Raw genomic sequence first — 11505 nt, 5'->3', positions numbered from 1 at the left:
GCTCGGTAGAGTTACTAGAATTGATATGGTTATTGCTGTCTCCTTGAGCTTCATCTCATACCCATTGGGTCATTAGGCGCAAACTCATGGCGGTGGAAAAATCTCACTCCATTTAGCCATGGATAAAAACTACAATGATTTTCATCAGAAAGTATGCAAAGCATTTTTTTAAAACAGATAAAGCAATGAAGTCAAACTACTCATAGCCAATAAACAACAAGGAGAAGAGTGATGGAAGGATCGGTGCTGCACTATAGTAAAGAGGGCGGTAAAGGGGTTATCCGGGATAATTCAGGCACGAGATATGATTTCTCGTCAGACGAATGGAAGGCCGGCTAGGTGCCGAAACTGGAAATGCCTGTAGTTATTCCTCGCAGGAGCTCAAGCTGTTGTCACCATGGGTGGGCTCGCTCCTGCGCTTTCTTTTACCATCAGACCAGCTTGAACGGCTCGATGTCGTGGAAGATACCTGTCTTGGTCATGTCGCGGCGTAGCGTGAAGGCCTCCATGGCAGCCACCGGGTCGAGGTGTTCCAGCCTGGCGAAGTGGATCTTCTCCCACTGAGTACGGGAAACCTTGACACTATAGAGATATTGATCGCGCTCGCCTCCCGTGGCAGGGTCGGTGACCTGGCGGTAGCCGGAGACACGGGCCTCCTGGATAGCGGGTAAACGGGCGAAGACGACTCCCAGCACGCGGAAGGCGACTCCATGCACGTGATCACGGTACAGCTTGCGCCGTCGAGTGGCGCTGAGCTTGCGCGGCGTCAGACGAAGCTGCTTGGCTGGCATTGTCCAGGTATGAGTGGGCATCTCCTCCTCATCGGGTAGGTCGATATCCACGGCAATAGAACGCTCGTCCTGACCAAGGTCGAAATCGATGGCGGTCTCTCTCGGCCAGTCGACCTCCTCTAACCGCTCGCGCAAGGTGTGCTCCATGGCATCCGGATCATGCCAAACCCCTTCGCTCTCGCGCTGATGGCGAGCAAACTCGGCGGCATCATGCTCAGCCTTGCGCCACTCCCATTGACGATAGTCATCTTCGAATGCAGTTTGGCGACGCTGGTTCTCCTGCGTGACACGCTGCTGGGCCGGTGGCCAGAGCCGATGCCACCAGCCAAGAGGAACCTGTGCCGGTTGGGAAGGTGGGGCTTCCCGGAAGTCTTTTGTCACGTAGCCAGTGGCCTCGGGGTGAGGCGTTTGTTCATGCAGTTTGCCAAGCCGCTCCAAATCTTCGTTGAGCCGCTGGGCGTAGGCTTCCAATTGCTTCCGCAGAGAATCTGTCGCATGACGGCGCAGTATACGAACCTCGTTATCGCTCATCGGGGAGCCGTCGCCGTGCAGGTAGCTGATCTGCCCTCTCTCTCCCACCTCCAGTTGAATCTCCAGAGTAGCGCCTTGGGCAAGCAAGGACTCCAGGTCGGGCCCAGTACGAGTGCCAGGAAGACCGACATGCCCGTGGACTCCCCGGGGACCAACACTGATGCTGGCCCCGCGCGGCCCCACCGACAGGCCAAGGCCGCGCTTGCTCAAGTTCAGCCGCAGCCCAGGCGCAAGGGTAATGCGGCGTTGAAATCGAAAAACCATTCCTTCCTCCATTTTGCGTTCACGCCGTTGGCGCTCCAGGGCCGAAGTCGAGGTGTTGAGTAGCACCTCGAGCTGCTTGTCTACAAGCCCAAACGTGACCCGCAGCACCTGATACAGTTTTGCGAGGACCCTGAGCGGATGCTTTTCCAAGTTGCGCTACCGCTGGCTGCAACCTGTTGAATCACGAAAGGCCATCGCTTGGGTGGCCAACGAGAAAAGCGTGTCTCCACGACACATGTGCCACATGTCCCCACCCGACAAGCGACTAACGTAACTTGGATGAGGGATGCCTAGACAGCATTATTTTCGTAACTACATAATTATAATGTATTTTTTAATAATTGGCCTGGGCTATGCACTATGTTGATGGCCAACTAGGACATCCGTTACGAGCCTCCCAATCTCTTCGTGGCTCATAACAGATGTAGAGAGCGGGGCCTATGGCCTCTACCCAGGAATGATCGCAAGCCCTTTCAATTCAATGAGGTGCAAGCATGATGTCCAAGGAATTTCTCAAAAAACTCGGTATTCTCGGTATCTCTTTCGGCCTGATCGCCAGCCCGCTGGCCTTCGGCGATTTCGAAGAGGAGGAAGAGACGACAGATCCCGTGCAGGAGCAGTTCTCTGATGACTATACCGGCAGCGGTGTAGACATTGAGTACGAGAACGAGGAAGAGGAATGGGAAGAGGAAGAGGAAGAAGAGTGGGATGAAGAAGAGGAAAATGAAGAGGAAGAGTGGGAAGAGGAAGGCGATGACGACGGCTTCTAATACCCCTTCCTGATCATGATTGCCGCCCACCAGGTACTGCTGATGGGCGGCTTTTCATCGCCTGATGTCCCGTATTGGCGGACACCGATGCAATCGCGGCAGCCAGGGTCGTCTCCGACAGTCGCCTGCACAAATTCTTACCTTATCGCCCAGCTTCTCGCTTGGGTTCTCCTCCCGAGACGGACCTCCATACTGCCCCATCAGAACCAATCGCAGCGCTTTCATCGGCCAGTCCGTCGAGAGTCGTCAGTGCCGGGCACTGCTTGCCTGCGGCTACAACGTAACGAATTTTTGCTTGCTGCTCAGCCGGCCTGACGGCGCAGTGCCCCTGAGCTATGGTGATAGAAGCAACGTTGCCGCTCCAGCTGGAAAAGCGGTGCGCACGCGGGCCAGGGACGGTACCTGCTTCATCCTCGATGTCATGAACCTGTCGGTTTATAGCATCGAGATGAGAAGCGGAGAGGGATGACTTGTCTGCCTGGCATCGAATCGAATCGGTTACAGGGAGGTAGGTATGAAAGCGCTCTGTTGGCACGGCAAGACGGATGTTCGCTACGACACGGTTCCCGATCCCACCATCGAGCATCCACGCGATGCAATCGTCAAGGTCAGTAGCTGCGCGATCTGCGGCTCCGATCTACACCTTTACGATCATGTCATTCCCACCATGGAAGCCGGCGACATCCTCGGTCATGAATTCATGGGCGAAGTGGTTGAGGTCGGTGCTGAAAACAAGTCGCTGAAAGTCGGTGATCGTATCGTCGTGCCGTTCACGATTACCTGTGGTGAATGCGATCAGTGCCGGCGCGGCAATTTCTCGGCTTGCGAGCGATCCAACCGCAATAAGTCACTCGCTGACAAGGCTTTCGGTCACTCCGGCGCGGGGCTTTTTGGCTACTCGCATTTAACCGGCGGCTACGCGGGCGGCCAGGCCGAATACGCGCGCGTGCCGTTTGCCGATTCGACGCACGTCAAGGTGCCGGACAACCTGACCGACGAGCAAGTGCTGTTTCTCGGCGATATTTTCCCGACCGGTTGGCAGGGTGTCGTGCAATGCGACATTCAGCCGACCGATACGGTGGTGATCTGGGGAGCGGGGCCGGTCGGCCAGTTCTGCGTGCGCAGTGCCGTGCTGCTTGGGGCGCAGCAGATCATCATGATCGATAACGTGCCGGAGCGTCTTTCCATGGCTCGGGCCGGCGGCGCGATTACCATCGATTTCGACAATGAGAGCGTTCTCGAAAGGCTGAACGATCTTACCGACGGCAAAGGGCCGGAAAAGTGCATCGATGCGGTCGGTATGGAAGCGCATGCAACCCGCTCGCTCGACTCCATGTATGACCGGGTCAAACAGGCAATGATGCTCGAGACCGATCGGGCGCACGTGCTCCGCGAGATGATCTACGTTTGCCGTCCTGGGGGCGTGCTGTCGATTCCCGGTGTATATGCCGGGTTGGCCGACAAGATTCCCATCGGCGCGTTGATGAACAAGGGCCTGACGGTGCGTAGCGGTCAAACACACGTTAAGCGTTGGACAGACGACTTGTTGCGTCGCATTGAAGGAGGCCAGATCGATCCATCATTCGTGATTACCCATAGCATGGGTCTCGATCAGGGCCCTGAAATGTACAAGACATTTCGCAACAAGCAGGATGGTTGCGTCAAGGTCATTCTCAAACCATGAAGGCAGCAGGGGGGATTATGGGCCACGCAAACAGGTCCTCGAAAATGAGCCGTCCCACGCCGGCGCTCAAGGAAAGCAACCCGAAGTGGGCTAATGTCTTGCTTGCGGTGGGAATCGTGCTGGGGGCCGCTTTCGTAGGTATCTATTACGCCCAGGCGCAGGGCAGACTCCGCAAGCGCTTGCCAGGGCCCACGCCGGATTACAGTGGTCGCAGCGGTTTTTCGCAACCGGCAGTGGCCATGCGCGGCGCGGCGAGCGACTTCGAAACACCGACGGACATGCGTGATGCACTTCCCATTCCGCGCTACGAAGACGAAAAATGAGCAAGGAATATTTCCAGCAGGTCGGAGTTTCCTGTCTTTGACTGGTTCCGGGCAGCGTGGGACGGCCTTATCTTTTCATCATGGTTCATCGGCGCCTTGTTCAGCTTGGTTGCCTTCGTTGGCACCGCATTTGCTTTTGGCTTTTTTGAAGGTATTGCAGCACTTATCTTGGGTCTGGTTTATTCAGACTTTTCCGTAATCCTCATATCTCTGCTCAAGGAAAGCCTGATTGTCATTCTCTCCATTTTGCTCAACGTGGAGCGAAAAAGCTGATGAGATCTTCCCGTGTCAGATGCACTGACAGGGAAGATCCATGCACGTCAGCGACATCATTGATGCCATCGCCAAGGTGGCACCCTACGACTTCTCCAGCCTCTCCGATGCCCTGTCGCCCGAACTGAGCGACACTGCCTAAGCGCCACCTATATCCATCATTTTCCATGACCTGACCTCACCACGATCCGGGTAAAAGGCAATATCTCGCTCGGCGGTAATGTCTGCCGAATCTGATCCAGCAAGCGTGTCGGTGCATCCTTGTGTATTTCCGTATGGAATCCGCCACTGACCACACCGCCGGAGCAATAGGAAGCGCCGTCGTACCGCTGACAGTTGGTGGTGAATTTCGACCAAAGTCTATTAAGCGTAGCCGAAAGGGGGGGTTCAGAAATCCGACTTCACCACTCGGTGGCGCTGTTGCAAGCTGCCCGATACCGGTTCAAGAACCCGAGAGAAGATTGGGCCACAAGAATAATAGGCTCATACAAGTCAAACGAAAACAAGACAGGAAGGGTTGAGTATGAAGAAGATCACGCTTGCTTCCAGTGCCATGGCACTGACCATGATCTCCATGAGCAGTATGGCCGACGATCGTTCCGACTGGCCTAACAGCATGACCATGGGTACTGCCAGCCAAGGAGGTACTTATTATATCTATGGCTCAGGCTGGGCCAACCTGGTCAACCAGAAGCTGGGCACGCGCATTGCAGCCGAAATCACCGGCGGCCCCGTTCAGAACATCACCATGGTGCAGACTGGTGAGCATGACTTCGGCATGGTGACCATGGGGCCGGCTTTCGATGCCATTCATGGCAACAGCGAATTGCTTCCCGGTGTCGAGCATGACGACGTTCGAGCCATGTTCCCAATGTATCAGACCGCGCTACACATCGTGTCGCTCAAGAGATCCGGTATCGACTCGGTGGCGGACCTGGACGGCAAGCGCGTCGGCGTGGGCCCGGCTGGAGGTACCAATGATGCCTACCATCCAAAACTCTTCGAGACCTTGGGATACAATGTCACCACGCTTCAGGGTGGTGCCTCGGACCAAGCCGGTCAGCTTCAGGACAACCTGATCGATGCCTTTGCCTTCGGTGCCGGGATGCCGATCGCTTCTTTCAGTCAGCTTGAAGCGCAGGCCGACGTGAACATCTTCAGTTACAGTGAGGAGGAGATCGAGACGATCCTGGAAGAGCTCCCCGAGCTGTCGGCGTCCATGGTGCCCGACGGCACCTACAACTCCGTGGAAGGGGATATCCCGACGGTTTCGCTGTGGAACTTCGCCATTACCCACAAGGACGCGCCGGAATCACTGGTTTATGAAATCATTGACACCATCATGAACAACAATGAGCAGATGCTCCAGATTCATGGTGCAGCGGTGGAAACGCTTCCCGAGAACTACTCCCACAATACCTTCATTCCCTTCCACCCCGGTGCCGTCAAGTGGTTTGAAGAGAACGGCTATGACATCCCGGAAGACCTGAGAGGTTAATCAAGCCCTGGTTGTTGCTTGCTGCTTTCACATGGCAGCAAGCAATTTCCATCGCGTCATTAGTCGCCACATGGGGTGCCATGATGAGCAAAGAAAACAAGGCCGCATTACCTGAACATGAAAATGGCGCATCCGGTTCCATTGATGCCGCCAGTGTGGACGAGATAAATCCTGCCGGTAACGAGCGCATTCTGAGCGGTGTGCCGGCGTTAGTCATTTTTATCGTCTGTGTCACCTACATCGGCTTCCATCTCTATGCCCTGAACATTCAACCTGTCGAGACATGGACCTACCGGATCATTCACGTCGCTGCCGGACTTCTCGTCGGTTTCCTTTTGCTGGGCGCGTCCAGCCGATTCGATGAGACGAACCATCAGAGTAGCATGGCGAAGGTAATGGGCTATACGGCACTGCTGCTTTCCCTGTATGTGATGGCCATGGTCGCCACGCTATGGCTGCAGCGCCATCATGGATGGTTGACCGATCATGAGAGTCTGGTTCAGAACCAACTGAGCCTGTTTGCCTTCGTGGCTCTTCTCGTTGCCTTGGCAGCCAGTTATCTTTTCAGGAGCGACAGAAACAGGCTCAATCTGCCCGATGTGTCACTGGGTATTCTGTCTCTGGCTGTTGGTGCCTACATCATTCTCTCCCTGACACGCTGGCGGCTGATGGCAGGCACCTCGTTGGCAGGCGGGGTGGATTTCTACATGTCGGCAGTCGGGATCGCCCTGATTCTGGAGATGACGCGACGTGTGGCGGGCATGGCGCTGGTGGTCATCACTGGCGTCTTCATTCTATATGCTTTCCTTGGTCCCTGGCTGCCGGGCATCTTCGAACACCGCGGCTACAGCGCCAGCCGGTTCTTCACCTATCTATATACCGACAACGGCGTGCTGGGAACCACGATTGCCGTATCATCCACTTACATCGTGTTGTTCATCACCTTCGCCGCCTTCCTTCAGAAATCCCGTGTCGGCGAATACTTCGTCAACTTCGCTTTTTCCGTGGCAGGCCGCTCGCGAGGGGGACCGGCCAAGGTGGCGGTATTCGCCTCGGGCCTGATGGGCATGATCAATGGCACGTCGGCAGGCAATGTCGTGGCCACTGGAAGCCTGACCATCCCGCTGATGCGTCGAGTCGGCTACCCTGCCCGCAGCGCGGGCTCCATCGAGGCCGCTGCGTCCACGGGAGGGCAGATCGCGCCACCCATCATGGGGGCGGGTGCCTTCATCATGGCCGAGATCACCGGCATCCCTTATACCGAGATTGCCGCGGCGGCGATCATCCCTGCGACGATATATTTCCTCTCCATCTACTTCATGGTGGACCTGGAAGCCCAGCGCAAGGGCATGCGTGGGCTGAGAGGCGCCGAACTGCCCGAGCTGCGTCCCCTGCTGAAGCAGGCCTACCTGTTCTTCCCCATCATCATCCTGATCGCCACGCTTTTCATGGGCTACTCGGTGATTCGTGCCGGTACGCTGGCGCTGGTGTCTGCCGCGGTGGTGTCATGGCTGACGCCGCACTGGATGGGGCCGAAAGCGATCCTGGGGGCCTTGGCACTATCGGCCAGAATGGTCGTGCCGCTGGTCGCGGTATGTGCCTGTGCGGGGATCGTAGTCGGGGTCATCGCCCTGACCGGTGTGGGTGCCCGCTTTGCATCGTTGCTTCTGGAAATCGCCGATAGCAGCCAGTTTCTGGCACTGCTGTTTGCCATGATGATCAGCATTCTGCTGGGCATGGGCATGCCGACCACGGCGGCCTACGCGGTAGCCGCATCAGTCATTGTGCCCGGATTGCAGCAGATCGGGATTCCACCGCTGATCGCACATTTCTTTGTCTTCTATTACGCCGTCATTTCCGCCATCACACCTCCCGTGGCGCTGGCGTCCTATGCCGCGGCAGCCATTGCCAATACCGACCCGCTGAAAACCTCGTTGACATCATTCAAGTTCGGTTTGGCGGCCTTCGTGGTGCCTTTCATGTTTTTCTATAGCCCTGCCATTCTCATGCAGGGGGAGTGGATGGAGATCGCTCGGGTGCTGATCACTGCATCCATCGGTGTCTTCCTGGTATCAACTGCCGTGCAGGCCTGGATGTTCGGCGCTCTTGGCCTGGCGGCTAGAGGGATCGCGCTGACGGCGGGGCTGGCCATGATGGCGGGCGGCGTGGCCACCGACCTGATAGGTATCGTGCTTGCCGTACTCCTCGCTGGCTATCAGTTCAAGGTGCAGCAGAGCCGCGCGCCGGCGCACTCTGGTTGACAGACGTTCATTACCGTCCCGGGTTCTGGGAACCCGGGGTCCAAGGAGGTGCCTGTGGCTGTCTACCTGTTCGAAGGCGTCAAGCCGACGATCTCACCTTCCGCCTTCGTGCATCCGATGGCGGTGCTGATCGGCGATGTGAGCGTGGGGGACGGCTGCTATGTCGGCCCGGGAGCCTGCCTGCGAGGGGACTTCGGTCGTATCGTGATGGAGCCCGAGTCCAATCTTCAGGACAACTGCGTGGTGCACGGAACCGTGGGTTCGAGCACCGTGATACGACGCCGAGGACACATCGGTCATGGTGCGGTGATCCATGGCTGTGTGGTCGGTGAGGAAGTTCTAGTGGGCATGAACGCCGTGGTGATGGACGACAGCATGATCGCCGAGCGGTCCATCATCGGCTCCTGCGCCTTGGTCAAGGCGGGATTCGTCTGTGAGCCCGCCTCGCTGCTGCTGGGCGCGCCCGCGCGCGTGGTCAAGATCCTCAGCGATGGGGAAATCATGAAACAGCGCGAGGCGACTCAGCGCTATATCGAATTGGCCAAGCGATGTCTGTCCGGTCTGCGGGCCTGCTGAGAATGGCAGAACGTGAAAAGAAGATGATGCGAGTGTCCCTGCCCCGCCCGCTCATCAGCGCCGAGGCGCTGCGCCAAGAGATCGCTCAGGGTGCGACGCTGACGATTCTGGACTGTCGTGCCAGCCTGACGGACCCAGGCGCTGGTATCGCAGCCTGGATGGCGTCGCATATCCCCGGTAGCGTGCACTTCGACCTGCATCGCGACATGGCCGGTGCCCCCGGAGCCGCAGGGCGCTTTCCGCTGCCGAATCGGCGGGAGTTCGTACGCCGGCTGCATCAACTCGGTATTCATCCAGGCGCGACGCTGGTGGTCGTGGATGATGCGGGCGGTACCCGGGCCGCCGCCAGGGCATGGTGGCTGCTGCACTGCTGGGCTGGACATCCAGATGTCCGGGTGCTGGACGGTGGGCTTACGCACTGGATAGCCTGTGGTCGGGCACTGGCATCAGGTGCGGCATCAACGACGCCGTTCGAAGCATCGGATTGGACACCCGATTTTCGCAACGGCCACCTGATTAGTGCCGAGGAGATTCTCGCCAACCCCCACCTGCGGCTCACGGATGGTCGCTCCCGGGAGCGCTATAGCGGCGCCCATGAGCCGCTCGATGACAGAGCGGGACATATTCCCGGTGCCGTTTGCCGGCCCTGCCGTCTGAACCTGACCCGCGAGGGAGTCTTCAAGGCGCCAGACCAGCTAAGAGCCGAACTGATATCCGCAGAGAAGCAGGTGGTAGCCTACTGCGGCGGTGGCGTGGCCGCCTGTCACACTATCCTGGCCTATCGGGTAGCGGGGCTGGCGCTGCCCCGCTTGTATATCGGTTCGTGGAGCCACTGGATCCAGGACCCGACGCGGCCCGTCTCTGTCGGCTAGGCGCTCACAGCTTCTGCTCGAATTCCGGCAGCGCCTCGAAGAGATCAGCAGCGAGACCATAATCCGCCACCTGGAAGATCGGCGCTTCCTCGTCCTTGTTGATCGCCACGATCACCTTGGAGTCCTTCATCCCCGCCAGGTGCTGGATCGCTCCCGAGATGCCCACGGCGATATAGAGCTCCGGCGCGACGATCTTGCCGGTCTGCCCCACCTGCATGTCGTTGGGCACGAAGCCCGCGTCCACCGCCGCGCGCGAGGCGCCGATCGCCGCCCCCAGCTTGTCGGCGATGCCGTCGAGCAGCTTGAAGTTGTCGCCGTTGCCCATGCCGCGCCCGCCGGAGATCACCACCCGGGCACCGCCCAGCTCGGGCCGGTCGCTGGCGGCCAGTTCCTGCTTGATGAAGGTGGACTGGCCGTTGTCGACCACCGTGTCCACGCTTTCGATGGCGGCACTGCCGCCCTCGCTCCCTCTATCAGGGCAGGCATCGAAGCCGGTGCTGCGCACGGTGATGACCTTGAGGGTGTCGGCGCTCTTGACCGTGGCGATGGCGTTGCCGGCGTAGATCGGGCGCTTGAAGGTGTCGGCGTCGATCACGGCGACGATCTCGGAGATCTGCGACACGTCCTTGAGCGCGGCCACCCGCGGCAGGATATTCTTGCCAGTGGTGGAGGCGGCCGCCAGTACGTGGCCGTAGTCGCCGGCGAGTTCGGCGATCAGTGCGCCCATGGGCTCGGCGAGCTGGTGGGCGTAGGCGGCGTGGTCGGCGACGCGCACCCTGGTCACGCCATCGAGTTTCGCGGCGGCCTCGGCCACGGCGCCGACGTTCTCGCCGGCCACGAGGATGTCGATCTCTCCACCGATCTGTCGGGCTGCCGCGACCACGTGGGCGGTGGCGCCGGCGAGTTGGCCGTCGTGATGGTCGGCCAGAATCAAGATGCTCATGCGATCCGCTCCCTTCAAAGCACTTTGGCTTCGTTCTTGAGTTTGTCCACGAGCTCGTCCACGGAGCCCACCTTGATGCCGCCCTGGCGCTCGGCCGGCGACTCGACCTTGAGCAGCGTGACCTTGCTCGCCACCTCGACGCCGAGTTCCGCCGGGGTCGTGACGACCAACGGCTTCTTCTTGGCTTTCATGATGTCGGGCAGCTTGGCGTAGCGCGGCTCGTTGAGGCGCAGGTCGGTGGTGACGATGGCCGGCAGCGTCAGCTCGACGGTCTGCAGGCCGCCGTCGATCTCGCGGGTCACCTGCAGCGTTTTGTCACCCTCGTCACCGCTGAGTTTCACCTCGGAGGCGAAGGTGCCCTGGGACAGGCCCGCCAGCGCGGCGAGCATCTGCCCGGTCTGGTTGTTGTCGGTGTCGATGGCCTGCTTGCCCAGGATCACCAGGCCGGGCTGTTCTTCCTCGACCACCTTGGCCAGCAGCTTGGCCACCGCCAGCGACTCGACGCGCTCATCGGTCTCGGCTGACGTATCGATATGCACGGCACGGTCGGCGCCCAGCGCCAGCGCGGTGCGCAGTTGCTCCTGGGCGGCCTTGGGGCCGATGGTCACGGCGACCACTTCGGTGGCCACCCCGCGCTCCTTCAGACGCACGGCCTCTTCCACGGCGATCTCGCAGAAGGGGTTCATGGCCATCTTGACGTTGGTGAGGTCGACGTCGGA

10 protein-coding genes are annotated in these 11505 nt (G+C 59.0%); 7 read left to right on the top strand and 3 right to left on the bottom strand.

Annotated features, from left to right (window positions below; all coding sequences use genetic code 11):
• Positions 1 to 431: 431 nt before the first annotated feature.
• Positions 432 to 1586: a DUF4236 domain-containing protein gene (locus tag C1H69_RS15490; RefSeq protein WP_102654287.1), complete on the bottom strand. Its 1155-nt coding sequence runs from the start codon at positions 1584 to 1586 to the stop codon at positions 432 to 434.
• A gap of 494 nt (positions 1587 to 2080) precedes the next feature.
• On the opposite strand from C1H69_RS15490, the gene C1H69_RS23865 reads away from it, so the two are divergent.
• The 7 genes from C1H69_RS23865 to C1H69_RS15455 all read left to right on the top strand — a co-directional run bounded on the left by C1H69_RS23865 (position 2081) and on the right by C1H69_RS15455 (position 9843).
• Positions 2081 to 2356 carry a hypothetical protein gene (locus C1H69_RS23865; RefSeq protein ID WP_205738506.1) on the top strand — a complete coding sequence of 92 codons (276 nt, stop codon included), beginning with the start codon at positions 2081 to 2083 and terminating at the stop codon, positions 2354 to 2356.
• Positions 2357 to 2870: 514 nt separating this feature from the next.
• On the top strand, positions 2871 to 4040 hold the full coding sequence (locus tag C1H69_RS15480) for a zinc-dependent alcohol dehydrogenase (protein ID WP_102654286.1): 1170 nt from the start codon (positions 2871 to 2873) through the stop codon (positions 4038 to 4040).
• 44 nt (positions 4041 to 4084) lie between these two features.
• Positions 4085 to 4363, top strand: a complete 279-nt coding sequence (locus C1H69_RS15475) for a hypothetical protein (protein WP_133154990.1) — start codon at positions 4085 to 4087, stop codon at positions 4361 to 4363.
• 796 nt (positions 4364 to 5159) lie between these two features.
• Complete coding sequence (locus C1H69_RS15470) at positions 5160 to 6134, top strand: TAXI family TRAP transporter solute-binding subunit (protein WP_102654284.1); 975 nt, start codon at positions 5160 to 5162, stop codon at positions 6132 to 6134.
• Between the two features lie 83 nt (positions 6135 to 6217).
• Positions 6218 to 8395, top strand: a complete 2178-nt coding sequence (locus C1H69_RS15465; protein ID WP_479688540.1) for a TRAP transporter permease — start codon at positions 6218 to 6220, stop codon at positions 8393 to 8395.
• A gap of 54 nt (positions 8396 to 8449) precedes the next feature.
• Positions 8450 to 8971 carry a gamma carbonic anhydrase family protein gene (locus C1H69_RS15460; RefSeq protein WP_102654282.1) on the top strand — a complete coding sequence of 174 codons (522 nt, stop codon included), beginning with the start codon at positions 8450 to 8452 and terminating at the stop codon, positions 8969 to 8971.
• 2 nt (positions 8972 to 8973) lie between these two features.
• Positions 8974 to 9843, top strand: coding sequence for a sulfurtransferase (locus C1H69_RS15455; RefSeq protein WP_240609967.1), 870 nt, complete (start codon positions 8974 to 8976; stop codon positions 9841 to 9843).
• A gap of 4 nt (positions 9844 to 9847) precedes the next feature.
• On the opposite strand, the gene C1H69_RS15450 is transcribed toward C1H69_RS15455, so the two are convergent.
• A complete protein-coding gene (locus tag C1H69_RS15450) occupies positions 9848 to 10786 on the bottom strand; it encodes an electron transfer flavoprotein subunit alpha/FixB family protein (protein WP_102654281.1) in 939 nt (312 codons plus the stop codon).
• A gap of 14 nt (positions 10787 to 10800) precedes the next feature.
• Positions 10801 to 11505, bottom strand: a 705-nt coding sequence (locus C1H69_RS15445) for an electron transfer flavoprotein subunit beta/FixA family protein (protein WP_102654280.1), incomplete at its 5' end; no start/stop codon positions are given.

Source organism: Billgrantia endophytica, from assembly GCF_002879615.1.
Classification (GTDB): domain Bacteria; phylum Pseudomonadota; class Gammaproteobacteria; order Pseudomonadales; family Halomonadaceae; genus Halomonas; species Halomonas endophytica.
This window is presented reverse-complemented; position numbering and strand designations above follow the sequence as displayed.